Annotated in this window: 13 protein-coding genes; 8 read left to right on the top strand and 5 right to left on the bottom strand. The window is 71.0% G+C overall.

Annotated elements, in window-relative coordinates; genetic code table 11:
* Positions 1 to 138: 138 nt before the first annotated feature.
* Positions 139 to 594: a hypothetical protein gene (locus Apa02nite_RS17955; protein ID WP_203826005.1), complete on the top strand. Its 456-nt coding sequence runs from the start codon at positions 139 to 141 to the stop codon at positions 592 to 594.
* Positions 595 to 674: 80 nt separating this feature from the next.
* Positions 675 to 2,435 (top strand): cellulase family glycosylhydrolase, encoded by a 1,761-nt coding sequence (locus Apa02nite_RS17950; protein ID WP_239164379.1) that lies wholly within the window; start codon positions 675 to 677, stop codon positions 2,433 to 2,435.
* Positions 2,436 to 2,506: 71 nt separating this feature from the next.
* On the opposite strand, the gene Apa02nite_RS17945 is transcribed toward Apa02nite_RS17950, so the two are convergent.
* Positions 2,507 to 3,622, bottom strand: coding sequence for a steroid 3-ketoacyl-CoA thiolase (locus Apa02nite_RS17945; RefSeq protein WP_203826004.1), 1,116 nt, complete (start codon positions 3,620 to 3,622; stop codon positions 2,507 to 2,509).
* Between the two features lie 108 nt (positions 3,623 to 3,730).
* On the opposite strand from Apa02nite_RS17945, the gene Apa02nite_RS17940 reads away from it, so the two are divergent.
* The 4 genes from Apa02nite_RS17940 to Apa02nite_RS17925 all read left to right on the top strand — a co-directional run bounded on the left by Apa02nite_RS17940 (position 3,731) and on the right by Apa02nite_RS17925 (position 7,438).
* A complete protein-coding gene (locus Apa02nite_RS17940; RefSeq protein ID WP_239164378.1) occupies positions 3,731 to 4,939 on the top strand; it encodes a cytochrome P450 in 1,209 nt (402 codons plus the stop codon).
* Between the two features lie 424 nt (positions 4,940 to 5,363).
* The gene (locus Apa02nite_RS17935) at positions 5,364 to 6,416 is read left to right on the top strand and encodes a hypothetical protein (RefSeq protein ID WP_203826003.1); all 1,053 of its coding nucleotides are present in this window, start codon (positions 5,364 to 5,366) and stop codon (positions 6,414 to 6,416) included.
* Positions 6,409 to 7,044 (top strand): Fic family protein, encoded by a 636-nt coding sequence (locus Apa02nite_RS17930; protein WP_203826002.1) that lies wholly within the window; start codon positions 6,409 to 6,411, stop codon positions 7,042 to 7,044. Before Apa02nite_RS17935 ends, Apa02nite_RS17930 begins: the two co-directional genes overlap by 8 nt.
* Positions 7,045 to 7,048: 4 nt before the next feature.
* On the top strand, positions 7,049 to 7,438 hold the full coding sequence (locus Apa02nite_RS17925) for a hypothetical protein (RefSeq protein ID WP_203826001.1): 390 nt from the start codon (positions 7,049 to 7,051) through the stop codon (positions 7,436 to 7,438).
* Positions 7,439 to 7,480: 42 nt separating this feature from the next.
* Here the strand turns inward: Apa02nite_RS17925 and Apa02nite_RS17920 are convergent, their stop codons facing one another.
* The 3 genes from Apa02nite_RS17920 to Apa02nite_RS17910 are packed head-to-tail and all read right to left on the bottom strand — an operon-like array spanning position 7,481 to position 10,625.
* Positions 7,481 to 8,629, bottom strand: coding sequence for a thiolase family protein (locus Apa02nite_RS17920; RefSeq protein ID WP_203826000.1), 1,149 nt, complete (start codon positions 8,627 to 8,629; stop codon positions 7,481 to 7,483).
* The gene (locus Apa02nite_RS17915; protein ID WP_203825999.1) at positions 8,626 to 9,681 is read right to left on the bottom strand and encodes a thiolase family protein; all 1,056 of its coding nucleotides are present in this window, start codon (positions 9,679 to 9,681) and stop codon (positions 8,626 to 8,628) included. The genes Apa02nite_RS17920 and Apa02nite_RS17915 overlap by 4 nt, the downstream gene beginning before the upstream one ends.
* Positions 9,678 to 10,625 carry a Zn-ribbon domain-containing OB-fold protein gene (locus Apa02nite_RS17910; protein ID WP_239164377.1) on the bottom strand — a complete coding sequence of 316 codons (948 nt, stop codon included), beginning with the start codon at positions 10,623 to 10,625 and terminating at the stop codon, positions 9,678 to 9,680. The genes Apa02nite_RS17915 and Apa02nite_RS17910 overlap by 4 nt, the downstream gene beginning before the upstream one ends.
* Positions 10,626 to 10,713: 88 nt before the next feature.
* Here Apa02nite_RS17910 and Apa02nite_RS17905 point away from each other — a divergent pair, with 88 nt between their 5' ends.
* Positions 10,714 to 12,234 (top strand): acyl-CoA synthetase, encoded by a 1,521-nt coding sequence (locus tag Apa02nite_RS17905; protein ID WP_203825997.1) that lies wholly within the window; start codon positions 10,714 to 10,716, stop codon positions 12,232 to 12,234.
* A gap of 12 nt (positions 12,235 to 12,246) precedes the next feature.
* On the opposite strand, the gene Apa02nite_RS17900 is transcribed toward Apa02nite_RS17905, so the two are convergent.
* Positions 12,247 to 13,002, bottom strand: a complete 756-nt coding sequence (locus Apa02nite_RS17900) for a SecDF P1 head subdomain-containing protein (protein ID WP_203825996.1) — start codon at positions 13,000 to 13,002, stop codon at positions 12,247 to 12,249.
* A gap of 106 nt (positions 13,003 to 13,108) precedes the next feature.
* Between Apa02nite_RS17900 and Apa02nite_RS17895 the strand changes: the two genes are divergently transcribed.
* Entirely contained in the window at positions 13,109 to 15,121 is a 2,013-nt protein-coding gene (locus tag Apa02nite_RS17895) for a M6 family metalloprotease domain-containing protein (protein WP_203825995.1), read from the top strand.
* The last annotated feature ends 4 nt before the right edge of the window (positions 15,122 to 15,125 follow it).

The following is a 15,125-nucleotide window of genomic DNA, read 5'->3' as shown; positions in this document are numbered from 1 at the left end:
CAGGAAAGCGTCGCTAAATGTGTGCGGGCTGAAAGAAAATGGCCCCGCACAGCCTCTTGACAACCGTCTCACATGGATCTCAGAGAATGTCTGTCCACGGTGAACGGCGTCAGTTCGGCTCCTCGGAAAGGAACACTCATGCGCAGACGCACCCTGTTCAACGGCGCGATCATCACGACCGGCCTGCTCACGGTCACCGGTCTCGGCGTCGCGATCGCGAACGCCGCCTCCACGCCCGGGAGCACCACGGCCGCCGGCGGCAGTCAGTGCGAGGCGGTCTTCCTGGTCACGGCCCCGGCCGGCGACGAGGTCGGCAAGCTGTGCACGACGGTCGACGCCGCCGACACCACGATCAACGGGGTCACGGTGGTCTTCACTCCCTCGTCGACGTGCACCGGCAAGGTGATGCTGCGCGTCTCGGGCGCCGACGCGACCGGCGCCGAGTTCGGCAACGTCGAGACCAGCGCCTGCACCTCGGGTGCCGCGAGCGCCGCGTTCACCCCGGTGGCCGAGGTCGCCGCGGACACGTTCCTCTGCGGCACGCTGCTGGCCGACGAGTACACCGCGGCACAGGCCTGCGTCGCGATCTCCTGAGGTGACCTGCCCCGGGGGCCGGTACACCTGACGCGCATTCGGGTCATTGCCTTCCGTAATCAATCGATTACGTTCGATACATGGTGCGAGCGCGATGGATCTTTGTGCTGATGCTCCTGGGGCTGATGGTCACTGTGCCGCGGCCCGCACTCGCCGCCGCGAACGGGTTCACCGACCCGTACGGCCGCGAGCTCACCTTCCGTGGTTTCAACGTCTCCGGCAGCACCAAACTCCATGAGAGCAGCCTGCTGCCGTTCCGCACCACCGCCGACGCGGCCGCCTCGGCCACGATCATGCGCGAGCAGACCGGCGCCAACGCGATCCGCTTCCTGATCAGCTGGGAGGGTGTCCAGCCCACCGCGACCACGATCGACACCGCCTATCTGAGCCGGGCGGCCGCCCAGATCAAGCAGTTCACCGACCGCGGCATCCACGTGCTGCTCGACTACCACCAGGACCTCTACGCGTCGTACCTGTTCAACACCGGCAGCTGGTACACCGGCGACGGCGCGCCGAAGTGGGTGACCGACAAGGGGAGTTACCCGGCCGAGTCGTGCGGGATCTGCGTGCTCTGGGGCCAGAACATGCTGACCAACAACGCCGTCCGCAAAGCCGCCTACGATTTCTGGCACAACAACTACGGCGTGCAGGACGCGTATCTCGCCCAGGCGTCGTCCGCGCTGACCTACCTCGGCAACGCGCTGCCCAAGAGCATGTTGCTCGGCGTCGACCCGTTCAACGAGCCGTTCGACGGCGGCCTCGACGGCGCGTCCGGCACCACCTGGGAGCAGAATTTCCTGCTGCCGTTCTACCAGAAGTTCCGCACCGTGATGGACGGCGCGGGCTGGTCGGCCCTCCCGCTCTACGCGGAGCCGCTGGTGTTCTGGAACACCACGTTCGGCGAGGCCGGCGGGCTCTCGACGATCCCCGCGCTGGGCAGCCGCTACGTCTTCAACAGCCACTACTACGACGGCGCCCGGATCACCGTCGACCCGACCGCGGCCGGCGACGGCACCTACTCCGCGGCGATGAACCGCATCCGCGACCGTGCCACCGGCCTCGGCACCACCGGGTTCGTGTCCGAATTCGGCAATGCGATGAGCAGCTCCCGCACCCCGTGGATGATCCGCGCCATGTACCAGGGCCTCGACTCCCGGCTCTCCGGCGCGACGTTCTGGAACAACGCGGCCACCTCCGGCGCGGTCCTCTCCGCCACCCAATGGCACTGGGACACCTACAGCGGCCGGCACTCCGAACTGATGAACGGCAATCCCAGCAAGGTCCAGACCAGCGGCGACGCCTGGAACGGCGAGGACCACTCGGTGATCGCGGCCGGTGCCCTGCGCCTGGACCGCCGCGTGCTCGACCGCCTCTACCCGTCCGCGGTCGCCGGGCACACCCTGGCTTTCGGCTACGAGGACCTGGCCCGTGACGGGTTCGCCGGCGCCGGCACCCAGCGAGCCTGGCTGACCGTTCCGGCCCGCCTCACCACGATCGCGTCGCTGGTCACCGCCCGCCAATACGGCGTGCTGGTCTGGCGCGACACCGGCATCACCGCCCCGACCGAAATTCATCTCCCCGGTTCGTTCCTGCCGGCCCGCACCACGGTGGTCAGCGACCTCGGCGCCGTCTCCGGCGTCCCGGCCACCGGCGCGATCACCGCCACCACCGAGACCGGCGCCAGCACGGCCCAGCGCCTCCTGCTGACCGCGCCGGGTTCCGCGTCCGGCACCGTCCACGTCGCCCTGATCGTCAACACCTCCAACACCACGAGCATCCCCGCCGCAACACTCACGGCCGCCCGCGCCGAGCTGCTGAGCTGGGCTTCCGGCAGTTTTTAAGCCCAGATCAAAACCTTTCCATCGTACGATCACAGCAGTCGCCCACCGTGAGCCGGAGCGGCCCGGAGCCGTCAGATCCGCTCGATGATCGTGGCCGTGGACATGGCGCCGCCGGCGCACATGGTGACCAGCGCGGTCCCGCCGCCCGAGCGCTCCAGCTCGTGCAGCGCCGTGGTGATCAACCGTGCGCCGGTGCTGCCCACCGGATGACCGAGAGCGATCGCGCCGCCGTTGACGTTGACCCGCTCGGGGTCGGCCTGGTGAACGCTCAGCCAGGAGAGCACCACGCTGGCGAACGCCTCGTTCACCTCGACCACGTCGACGTCCTCGATCTTCATGCCGGTGCGGGCCAGCACCCGCTCGGTGGCGGCGATCGGCCCGTCCAGGTGATAGAACGGCTCCGCGCCGATCAGGCACTGCGCCAGGATCCGCGCGCGCGGCCGCAGGCCCGAGCGCCGGGCCCGATCGGCGTCCATCATCAGCAGCGCCGCGGCACCGTCGGAGATCTGCGAGGAGGTGCCCGCGGTGTGCCGCCCGTCAGCCAGCACCGGACGTAACCCGGCCAGGCCGGCGAGCGTGGTGTCGCGCAGCCCCTGATCACGATCGGCGCCACCGACCGGCACCACCTCGCGGTCGAAGCGCCCCTCCCGCCACGCCCGGGCCGCGTTGGCCTGCGAGCGCACGCCGAACCGGTCCAGGTCCTCGCGGGACAGCCCGCGGCGGTCGGCGATCCGTTCGGCCGCGACGTACTGATTAGGCAGGTCGATGTCCCAGGCGTCCGGCCGGGGGAGGCCGGCGTCGCCGAGGTTGGCCCGCAGCGGCACGCGGCTCATCGACTCGACGCCGCAGGCGACACCGGTCTCGATGGCGTCGGCCGCGATCAGCCCGGCGATCAGGTGGGCGGCATGCTGCGCCGAGCCGCACTGGGCGTCGATGGTCGCGCAGCCGGTGGTGTGCGGCAGGCCGGCGTGCAGCCAGGCGGTGCGGGTGACGTTGTTCGACTGCTCGCCACCCTGGGTGACGCAGCCGCCGATGGCCTGCTCGACGAGGGTGGGGTCGAGCGCGGCCCGGTCGAGCAGCGCGCGCTGGGCCGCACCGAGCAACTCGGCGGGGTGCAGCCCGGCCAGCAGGCCACCGCGGCGACCGATCGGAGTCCGCACCGCCTCGACGATCACCGGAACGCCCACGGTGCCCTCCCCGTACTAGAACGTGTTCTTGAATCTAAGCACAGTTGGCGTACCAATCGCCGTCGCCGCCGTGCTTGAATCGGTAGAACCTGTTACCGAGGAGGGACCGTGATCGACCTCACCGACCCGGAGATCTACGTCCACGGCATCCCGCACGAGCAGTTCGCCGAGATGCGCCGCAACGCACCGGTGTGCTGGATCCCGCAGGCGCGCGGCAGTGCGGGCTTCGATGACGAGGGCTACTGGGCGGTGACCCGGCACGCCGACGTGATGGCCGTGTCCCGCGACAGCGAGACGTTCTCGAGCTGGGAGAACACCGCTATCGTCCGATTCCAGGCCGACATGCCGCGCGACCGGATCGACATGCAACGGTACGTGCTGCTCAACATGGACCCGCCGCAGCACACCCAGCAGCGCGCGATCGTGTCCCGTGGCTTCACCCCACGCGCGATCAACGGCTTGCGCGCGGCGCTGGCCACCCGGGCCGAGCGGATCGTGCAGGAGGCCGGCCGCGGTGACACCGGCGATTTCGTCACCGAGATCGCCTGCGAGCTGCCCCTGCAGGCGATCGCCGAGCTCCTCGGCGTGCCCCAGGAGGACCGCAAGAACGTCTTCGAGTGGTCCAACTCGATGATCGGCTATGACGACCCGGAGTACGGCGGCGCCGCCGACCCGCTCGAACCGGCCATGGAGCTGCTCGGCTACGCCATGACGATGGCGCAGGACCGGCAGGCGTGCCCGCGCGACGACATCGTGTCCACGCTGGTCCAGGCGGAGATCGGCGGCGAGCACCTGTCCCCGGACGAGTTCGGCTTCTTCGTGCTGATCCTGGCCGTCGCCGGCAACGAGACCACCCGCAACGCCATCTCACACGGGATGCTGGCCCTGCTCGAACGCCCCGACCAGTGGGCGGCGTTCAAACAGTCCCGCCCGCGGACCGCGGTCGACGAGATCGTCCGCTGGGGCACCCCGGTCAACGTCTTCCAGCGCACCGCGACCCGCGACACTTCGCTGGGTGGCCAGCAGATCCGGCAGGGCGATCGGGTGGCGCTCTTCTACGGCTCGGCGAACTTCGACGAGGACGTCTTCGACCACGCGGACCGGTTCGACATCACCCGCAGCCCCAACCCGCATCTGGGCTTCGGCGGCAGCGGGGCTCATTTCTGCCTGGGGGCGAACCTGGCCCGCCTGGAGATCGACCTGATCTTCAACGCCATCGCCGACCAGATGCCGGAGATCAGCCTGGCGGGCCCGCCGGAGCGGCTGCGGTCGGGGTGGCTCAACAGCATCAAGCACTTGCCGGTCCACTACCGCTGAGGACGGGGCCGGCGCTGGCCGCCCGGTCGCCTGGTTGCCTGGTTGCCGCGGCCGTCGCAGGGGCGGTGCGGGTCCGCGGTGTCTGTTTGCGAACGTCTGCCGCCCCCAGGTGGGCGATAGACGTCCGCAGAACGCGATCGCGTCCTGCCGCCGCCCCCAACCCCGCCGGACGCGGATTCCTACCGCCCCGTCGGCACCGATCGTGTCCTGCCGCCGCCCCGCCGGCACCGCACCCGAAAAGGCCCCGGAAAATCAGTGACGAGCGGACGCGGCCGACCCGTATCCTGTGCTGCTGCCCACCGGAAGGCCATCGGCATTGACCACTGACCGTGTTGCCCGTCTGCCCGAGTTCCGCCAGCTCACCTGGCGCGACGTAGACCCCGCCACCCGCCCCGATTTTGACCCGGCGGCCGTGGCTGCGCTGGTGCGATCCTTGCCGCCGGCCGCCGAGATCCCGCCGGTCGGCACCGACTGGCAGCTCGCCGACTTCTGGCGGGACCGGATGACGCAGGCCCTGGTCGAGCGCCTCGGCGACTGGGTCGTCGGCTGGCGGAACACGGTGGTGATGGAGGACTATCCGGGCCACGGTGTCATTCCGGTCTGGTGGGACGTCGAGCTGCCGATCACCACACCGGCCGAGACCCTGGACCGGCTTGCCGCGGCCCTGGTGGCCTGGCACGAGCTGACCGTCGAACTCGCCACCGACGCCCGTGGCCGGTTCGCCGCGTCCGCGCCGGCCGGCACCGACAGCACCGGCGATCCGGTGGCCTGGCGGGCCGTGAAGGCGCCCGGCATCGGCCGTTCCCGCCCCGGCCGCTTCGTCCACAGCATTCCGCACCCGGGGAGCCTGAGCTGGGCGGACGTCGATCCGCGCGGCCGGGACTTCGACCCGGCGACGGTGCCGGCCGTGGTCGCCTCGCTGGTCACGGCCGAGACCATCCCGGCGCAGGGCGCCGACTGGCGGTTGCGGGACCTGTGGCTGGAGTCCGTGTCGGCCAGCTTCCTTCAACGGTACGGACAATGGGCGATCGGCTGGCGCTGGTCGGTCGGCGAAGGCGACCTCGACGGCGGCCCGGTCGGCAACTGGTGCTGCTTCTCGCACTCGGTCACCACCCGGGAGGCAACCGCTGCCGCCATCGTCGCCTCGCTGATCGAGTGGCACGACTGGCTGGTGGACACCGCCGACCGGTTCGACCGGTTCCTCCCACTGGCCGCCGGTGACCTGGACGGCTGGGAACGCGCGGTCGTCCATCTGGTCACCGCCGTCGGCGACCGCACCGACTACGATTCGGCCTGGTACAGCTGCTGCACCACGGTCCTCGGCTGGTTCCTCGAAGCGGCCGGCATCGCCCCCGCCGAGCACAAGAAGCTGCTCGACCACGCGATCGGCGGCCGGTTCGAGAGTTGGACCGAGCCGAGCCGGGAGGTCGTCGCCTCGGTGGCCGAGCGGGTCGCCGGGCAGGTGGCCGGTGCCTGACCAGCTCACCACCTGGCAGCAGGTCCGCGAGCAGGTGCCGTGGCACGACGTGGTCCCGCACCTGCCGACCCCGATTCCCGCCGTCCGCGACGGATTCACCGCCCACGCCACGATCGGCGAGGACCGGCAGCGGCAGACCCTGCTGCTCACCGCGTACGCCGACGTCCGCTCCGCGGCAGCAACCGGCGTCGCCCTCACCCCGGCCCGCACGGCCCAGTGGAATGCCACGCTGCGCGGCCTCCCGGCCGTCACGTTCCGCCAGGGCCCGGCATTCGCCAAGAACGGCCGTGACCGTTACGGATTACACGCCGACACCGAGCAGCGCTACGCCTCCTGCCTGGCGGAGTCCACCGACCCGGCGATCCCGGCGACCGCCCGCGCGGCCCGCGCCTATCTCGACATCGCGTTCTTCCATCCGTACGACGACGGCAACGCCCGCCTGGCCGGGCTGGTCCTGCACGTCGTCCTGCTGCGCGCGGGAATCGAACTCGACGAGGTCCACCCGATCCTCACCACCATCCGCCGCGCCGACGACCCGGACGGTGCGGCAGCCCTCGCCCGCCTGATCCACGGCATCGCCACCGCCACCCACCGCCGCCGGCTCCGATTCGTACCAGAAAGGGGTTGAGGTTGTGGGCTTTTTCGTTGACCTGCCGTGGCGGTACGCCACTCTCCCGGTGCTGCTCGTGGTGGCCTGGACGGCCCTGTGGTGGGCGAGCCGCCGGGCGCGGATGTGGTTCGCCGGGCTCGCCCCGGCCGGAGCGATCACCGTCGTCCTGCTCGGAGCGATCCAGATGCTGTCGCCGTCGGATTCGGCACGCTCGTGCGGCACGACCTACTGCCCGAGCGGCCCGGCGGATCTGTCGACGCGGATCGACACGCTCGGGAGTGGTCCCGGCACGTTGACGATGACGGTCGGGCTGCTCACGGTGATCGTCGCGACCGCGCTGATGATCGTCACGCTGGTGGTGGAGACGATGCTGATGGTCCGCCGCCACGAGAAAGCCGAGCGGGCCGAGTGACCCGGCTGACGCGCCAGCAGCTTCCGGACGGCGCCTTCCCGTTCAGGAACTGCTGACCACCCACATCTGGAAGAACTGGGAACCTCCTCCGTACGCGTGGCCCAGCGCCACCCGCGCCCCCTCCACCTGATGCTCCCCGGCCCGCCCCATGACCTGCATGGCCGCCTCCGCGAACCGCAACATCCCGGACGCGCCGATCGGGTTCGAACAGAGCACCCCGCCCGACGGGTTGACCGGCAGCCGCCCGCCGATCCGGGTCTCGCCCGCCTCGACCAGCTTCCACCCGTGCCCGGCCTCGGCGAAGCCGAGATTCTCCAGCCACATCGGCTCGAACCAGGAGAACGGCACATAGATCTCCGCCACGTCGATCTCCTCGAGCGGGTCGCTGATCCCCGCCGCCTGCCACAGCGCCTGCGCGGCCTCGAAACCGGCTCGCGGGTTCACGTGGTCCTTGCCCGCGAAGAACGTCGGCTCGGTCCGCATCGCCGTCGCCCGGATCCACGCGACCGGCCGCCCGGACGCCTCGGCCGCCGCCTGATCCCCGATCACCATGGCGCACGCGCCGTCCGAGGACGGGCAGGTCTCGTCGTACCGCACCGGGTCCCACAGCATCGCCGACGCCTGCACCGATTCCAGGGTGATCTCCGGCTGCCGCAGGTGGGCATAGGGATTGAGTGCCCCGTTGCGCCGATCCTTCACCGCGACCAGCGCACCGATGTGGCCCGGCGCGTGCGACCGCCGGATGTAGGAGCGGATGTGCGGCGCGAAATACCCGCCCGCCCCGGCACCGATCGGCGCGGTGAACGGCGGCTGGATCGACAGCGCCCACATCGCGTTCGACTCGGACTGCTTCTCGAACGCGACGGCCAGGACCCGCCGATGCACCCCGGCGCGGACCAGGGTTGCCGCCACGTTCGCGGTGGCACCACCCACCGAACCCGCCGTGTGCACCCGCAGCAGCGGCCGCCCGACCGCGCCGAGCGACGAGGCCAGGAACAGCTCAGGCATCATGACGCCCTCGAACAGGTCCGGCGCCTTGCCCACCACGACCGCGTCGATCTGTGGCCACTCGACACCGGCGTCGATGAGAGCCCGATCGATCGCCTCGCGGCACAACCCCGCCATCGACACGTCGGTGCGCCGCGTGCGGTGCTGTGTCTGTCCGGTTCCGAGCACGGCCGCAAGCATCACGAAGCCTCCAGAACGCACACCAGATTCTGCTGCAGCGCCGGCCCGCTTGTCGCATGCCCGGCCGCCCGCCGCGCCCGCCCGGACATCACTTCCTCAGCCGCCGCACCGATCCGCGCCAGCCCCGCCGAGAACATCGGATTGCCGCACAACGCGCCCCCGGACGGATTGATCCGGACCCGTTCGCCCACCCCCAACGCCGCCCGCAACAGCAGCTCCTGATGGGTGAACGGAGCATGCAACTCGATCACGTCGAGAGCTCCGCGCAGACCGGCCGCCTCACCCGCGGCGGTCGCCGACGGCACCAGGGTCAGATCCCGCTCACCGAGCCCGGGCGGATCAACCCGATGCGCCACCCCGCTGATCCACGCACGTCGCGGATGCTGTCGCGCCCGGTCACCACCCGCGAGCACCAGCGCGGCCGCCCCGTCCGAGACCGGCGCGCAGTCGTGCACCCGCAGCGGATCAGCCACATATCTCTCCGCAAGAAGAGCATCAACATCAAAATCACCGAACACTTGAGCGTACGGATTGCCAGCCGCGTCCGCCCGGCTCCGCACGGCCACTTCAGCCATCGCCCGCTCCGTGACGATCCCGCCGTCGAGCGCGCACCGGGCCTGCAGCGCCGCCACGCTCACCGAGTCGGGCCAGAGTGGCGCGGCCACATACGGGTCGAGCTGCAGCGCGAGCACCCGGCGCAGGACTCCGGCGGACGCCTTGCCGAATCCGTACACCACAGCGGTTTGCGCCTCCCCGGCCAGGATCTTCACGTATGCCTCGTAGAACGCCCACGCCGCGTCCATCTCCACGTGCGACTCGCAGATCGGCGGGTACGCCCCGATCGCGTCGACCGCGTTGACGAACGAGAACGCCCGCCCGGCCAGGTAGTCGGACGAGCCGGAGCACCAGAAGTCCACGTCGCGCCGGTCGAGCCCGGCCTCGGCCAGCGCCCGCCGGAAGATCGGCACCAGGGTCTCGACGCCGCTGGTCGTGCCGGCCGACGGCAGGCACGGCGCCTGGGCGAACCCGACGACCGCCACCTCCGGCGTACTCATAAATGCTCCTGATAGGACTCGTAGGGCGAGTCCGGCTCGCCGGTCGGGCGGAAGTGCTCGATGTTCTCCGGGCTGGTCGTCCAGCTCGCCGGGTCGCGCCAGACCGCCGCCACCCGCATGCCCATCCGCACCCGGTCGGCGGGCAGCCCGAGGATCAGGTGCGGGATCGGGATGTCCGCACCGTCCAGCAGGATCTGCGCCACGACATAGGGCGGGTCGAGCCGCTGCCCGGCGAACGGCACGTTGACCACGCAGAACGTGGTGACCGTGCCGTGGTCGCGGACGGTTACCTCCTCCTCGGTGGGCACCCCGTCGGCGGGGCAGACCCGCGGCGGCACGTAGACCTTGCGGCAGACCGGGCAGCGCTGCCCGAGCAGTCGTCCCTCGGCCAGTGCGCGCAGGTAGCGGCTCTCGTCCTCGGAGGTGGTGTGGGTGTAGGACAACCGGATCGGGGTCGTCATGATCGTGACCGGCTCGCCGGCTGCTTCCGCGCGATCAGCCGAGTCCGCGCCGGGCTCGAAGCACGCGATGTCGCGGATGTGCCCGGTGCGTTCGGAGGCCCAGCGGATCCGGACCCGCATGCCGGTGTGCATCCGCTCGCGGGCGCCCGCGTCGACGGCGTGCAGCAGGGCGGTGTCGGCGCCGTCGAGCCGGATCAGCGCCCAGCCGAACGGCCGGTCGAGGGGCTGCCCGTCGAGCGGCCGATCGGTCCACGTCCAGCTCGTCACGGTGCCGGTGGGCCGCACCTCGACCAGGTCGGTCACCGGGGCGTGGGTCGCCGGGTCGTATTCCAGCGGCGGCACGTGCACCCGGCCGTCCGCGGTGCGGTTGCCGAGCACCCGCCGGTCGCGCAGGCCGGTCATGAACGGGCCCAGCACCGGGCCGAGCGAGCGGGTGTAGTCGAAGCTGATGTTCAGCGGGGCGGAGAGCGGCGGAGCGGTCACGCGACCAGTGAAACACGTTCTAAGTCGCCGCATCAAGGCCTCTGGTGGCGCCTGTTCGATGACTGGAACGCGTTATAGAGTGGGCGGCATGACCGACATCGGGCTGTGGACGATCGCGGGTCAGAGCCCGCAGCGGACCGCGGTCGTCGACCCGGACGGCCGCGTGGTGACCTATGGCGAGTTGGCCGCCGAGGCCGACCGGATCGGGCGTGGCCTGCAGCAGCTCGGCCTCGCCCCGGGCGACACCGTGGCGATGCTGCTGCCCAACGGCGCCGACCTGCTGGCCGTCGAGTTCGCGACGCTGCAGACCGGGCTCTATTCGGTGCCGCTGAACTGGCACCTGACGGCCGCCGAGATCACCTACATCCTGCGCGACAGCGGCGCCAAGGCGTTCATCGCCCACGAGCGGTTCGCGGCGGCGGCGGTGATCGCGGCCGAGGCCACGGGAGTGCCGGTCTTCTTCGCGGTGGGGGAGATCGCCGCCATCGGCGCCGGCCAGGGCCGGCCCGAGCCGCGTACGGCCGGCGCGCTGATGGTCTACACCTCCGGCACGTCGGGGCGGCCCAAGGGCGTGCGCCGCCCGTTGACCGGAGCCGACCCTGACGTCGTACCCCCGGTGTCTTTGTGGTTTTTTGGGCTCTTCGGGCTTGCGCCGTGGGATGGGCACGTGCATCTGTGCTGCTCACCGCTCTATCACACGGCCGTGATGAATTTTGCGATCATCTCGCTGCAGTTCGGGCACCCGGTCGTGGTGATGGACGGCTGGGATCCGCGGGAGATGCTGCGGCTCATCGAGCGGTACCGGGTCACGCACAGTCACATGGTGCCGACCCAGTTCCGCCGGTTGCTGGCCCTGCCCGCGCCGGTGCGCGACGGCTACGACCTGAGTTCGATGCGCGTGATGATCCACGGCGCCGCGCCGTGCCCGCAGGAGGTCAAGCGGCGGATGCTCGACTGGTGGGGCCCGGTGGTGGTGGAGTATTACGCGGCCAGTGAGGGCGGCGGCACCCTGATCACCGCGGCCGACTGGCTGAAACGGCCCGGCTCGGTCGGGCAGGCCTGGCCCGGTTCCCGGGTGCGCGTGCTCGACGCCGAGGGTGCGGACTCTCCGGTGGGCCGGCCCGGCACGGTCTATCTGCAGATGGGCGACGCCACGTTCGAATATCTCGGCGACGCCGAGAAGACCCGCGAGTCCTGGCGCGGCCGGATGTTCACCGTCGGCGACATCGGGTTTCTCGACGACGAGGGCTATCTCTACCTGTGCGACCGCAAGAGCGACGTGATCATCACGGGCGGGGTGAACGTCTACCCGGCCGAGATCGAGAACGCGCTGGCCGAGCACCCGGCCGTCGCCGACGTCGCGGTCTTCGGTGTCCCGCACGACGAGTGGGGTGAGCAGATCAAGGCCGTGGTGCAGCCGGCGCCGGGTGCGCGGGCCGGCCCCGAGCTGACCGTCGAGCTGCTGGTTTTCCTGACCGAGCGGCTGGCCAAGTTCAAGCTGCCGCGCAGCGTCGACTACGCCGAGGAGCTGCCCCGCGACCCGAACGGCAAGCTCTACAAACGCCTGCTGCGCGACCCCTACTGGGCCGGTCGCGAGCGGGCCATCTGACCCGTGCGCCGCTCAGCGGGCGCCCAGCTCGCTGGCCAGGGCCTGAGCTTCGGCCTGATCCATCTGGGTCGTGATCACTGCGGTGCCGCCGGTCAGCGGCTCCAGCACGGTCGGGTTGCTGAGCACGCGGGTGCCCTGGACGATGGCGAGCTGGTTGCGCGGCTCGGGCAGCGCGCTCACCTGCTTCGTCAGGTCGGTGAACCGGGCGGTGTCCTGGCCGGCGAAGGTCACCGACACCGCCCAGCCGTTGCCCTGGTCCGACTGGTCCTGCGCCTGGACCTCGTCCAACTGCCGCACGGTGAACCCGCCGTCGGCCGCTACGGTCAGGCAGCCGGTGCCGTCGGCGGTGGTGTACTGCGGTGCTGTCGCACCCGCCGCGCAGGCTCCCGGGGTGACGTCCTGCACCCCGTAGAAACCCAGGGGCACCGCGGCGGCCTGCGGCTTGGCGGGCTTGTCGTCCTGCCAGGGGCGGACCAGCAGCAATACGGCGGCTGCCGCCACCACGACGGCGGCACCGACCCACACCCACCGCCGCGCCGGCCGGCCCGGCGGCCGCGCGGGCGCGGGCCGATCGCTCGCGGTCGGGTGGGCGGGGCGGGCCGGGGTGCGCTGGGCGATCAGCAGCCCCACCACGCCGACGATGCCGACCAGGCCGGCCACCAGGCCGAGCACCGGAATCTGCCCGATCAGGCCGGCCGCCGTCCCCGCCGCCCCGAGGAGCACGACCGCCCGCCACACCGGGACACCGCTGTTTCCTGACTGCGCCATGCCGTTTTCCCACCTCAGGTCAGCGGATCGAGCCGTACGCAGCATAGATCAGCGGCACCAGTGTGTATTGATTGATAAGAGTCGATGGTCCTGTCAGGATGGCGGGATGCTGACGGTACGGGGTCTGGTCGCGGTCGTGTCCACGGTGGTGCTGACGGTGACCGGTGCGCTCACCGTGACACCGGCCGGCGCCGCGCCGCCCGGGGCAGGTGACCCGGAGACGCCGTGGCGGGCGCGGCACTGGCCGCAGACCCAGCCGTGGCAGCGGGACGAGGCGGCCGCCCCGGCCGGGCTGGCCGGGGCGCCGCAGCCGGTCGATCCGCAGCGCTACGAGCTGCCCGACACGATGACCTGGTCGGACTACCGGAAAGTGCCCGGGACCGACTGGGCGGATCCGGCGGTCCGCGGCTCGGAACGGACCTTCAACGGCGCGCTCGTGCTCGTCGACTACCCGAACCAGCCGTTCGTGGTCACCCAGCCGGCGAACTCCACGATCTACGGCAACCCGTCCGGCGTGCAGAACCTGGACCGTGCCGAGGTGCCGGCGTTCTACCGGGACTTCCTCAACACGCCGGGCACGCTCAACCGCGGCCACACCATCCACGAGTACTGGATGGAGGACTCGAACGGGCGGTACGGCATCGACCTGAGCGCGTACGGCGTCTACCAGATGCCGCACGCCAGCCACGACTACGGCATCGAGTCCTCCATGCAGCGCGGCCAGGGCTGCCCGGCCGGCGACGTGTGCGGCCGTGACCTGCGTGCCGACGCGCGGGCCGCCTGGATCGCCGCGGTCGGCGAGCAGGAGGCCGCCTCGTACGATTTCGTGTTCTTCCTGTCCGCCGGGCAGGACGAGTCGGCGACCTGGCAGGAGTTCGGCCAGATGAAGTTCACCACCAAGGCGGACGTCACCGACGAGTTCGGCCCGCCGGACGAGGCGCTGCCGAACTGGAACGCGACCCGCTACGTCGAGTGGACCTCCTGGCAGGCCTCGGCGAACATCTGGCCGAACGCCGCGTCGGGCAGCTCGCTGCAGGCGGAGAGCTCGGGCATGTCGACCTACGCGCACGAGTTCAGCCACATCCTCGGCGTCGGCGACAACTACAACAACCCGTACAGCGTCCCGGCCCGCCGCGACTACAGCGGCCCGTGGGAGATGCTGAGCCGGGGCACGTTCAACGGGCCCGGCGGCCCGCACAGCCGGTGGCTGATCCCGGGCACCGCGGGATCGTCGATGGGCGCGCAGCACATGCTGCGGAACAAGATCAAACTCGGCATCGTCGACGACGCGGCGGTGCTGAAGCTGTCCCGTGACGCCCTGGCCGGCTCCGGCGTCGTGGTGACCCGGGTGACCGCGCGCGAGGTGGACCCGGGCGGGCGGCGGCTGGCCGGGATCAACGTGACCCTGGACGGCGGCGACAAGGCGCCCGCGTGTGACACCGCGACCGATCCGTACTGCGACGGCGGCAAGTACGACAACTACACCCTCGAGGTGGTCGACCGGATGGGCTTCGACTCGTTCACCCCCGACTCCGGGGTGCTGCTGGCCAAGACCAAGAACGCTGACAACGCGCCGTTCATCTGGACCGTCGACGCCAACCCGCAGGACATCGACAAGGTCGACTTCGTGCTGCCGGACGGCACCCCGCAGAAGATGACCATCGGTGACTACCGGCAGCTCTCCGACGCGCTGTTCCACGCCGGGACCGGCTCGGGCAGCGAGTTCGAGTACGTGGACACCGCCAACCGGCTGCACTTCTACGTGCTCGACCGGAAGCGGGACCGCGACGGCGTGCTGTCGTACCAGGTGGCGGTGCGCTCGCTGGACGGCGCCGGGCCGTCGGCCCGCGGGGTGAAGGCCCACTCGGCGTCCGCCCGCCTCGACAAGTCCGGGTGGGCGCGCTGCGACATCCCGGTCCGCAACACCGGCCGTGGCGATGACGTCCTGCGCGTCGCGGCGCCCGGCGCGACAGTGCCGCGTGCCGTCGTCGCCGTGCCGGGTGGCCGGACCACCACGGTGCAGGTCGCGGTGCACGGCGCCTCGAGGGTGGCCGTCACGATCAGCTCGGAGAGCAACCCGGCCGCCACGACCACTGTCACCTGCACGGCACGACGCTGAGGGG

Origin of the sequence: Actinoplanes palleronii, from assembly GCF_016862315.1 — a bacterium.
GTDB classification, from domain to species: Bacteria; Actinomycetota; Actinomycetes; order Mycobacteriales; family Micromonosporaceae; genus Actinoplanes; species Actinoplanes palleronii.
This window is presented reverse-complemented; position numbering and strand designations above follow the sequence as displayed.

Coding starts and splice junctions, on each gene's coding strand:
- Apa02nite_RS17955 (WP_203826005.1), top strand. CDS start 139: ATGCGCAGACGCACCCTGTTCAACGGCGCGATCATCACGACCGGCCTG.
- Apa02nite_RS17895 (WP_203825995.1), top strand. CDS start 13,109: ATGCTGACGGTACGGGGTCTGGTCGCGGTCGTGTCCACGGTGGTGCTG.
- Apa02nite_RS17905 (WP_203825997.1), top strand. CDS start 10,714: ATGACCGACATCGGGCTGTGGACGATCGCGGGTCAGAGCCCGCAGCGG.
- Apa02nite_RS17950 (WP_239164379.1), top strand. CDS start 675: ATGGTGCGAGCGCGATGGATCTTTGTGCTGATGCTCCTGGGGCTGATG.
- Apa02nite_RS17900 (WP_203825996.1), bottom strand. CDS start 13,002: ATGGCGCAGTCAGGAAACAGCGGTGTCCCGGTGTGGCGGGCGGTCGTG.
- Apa02nite_RS17915 (WP_203825999.1), bottom strand. CDS start 9,681: ATGAGTACGCCGGAGGTGGCGGTCGTCGGGTTCGCCCAGGCGCCGTGC.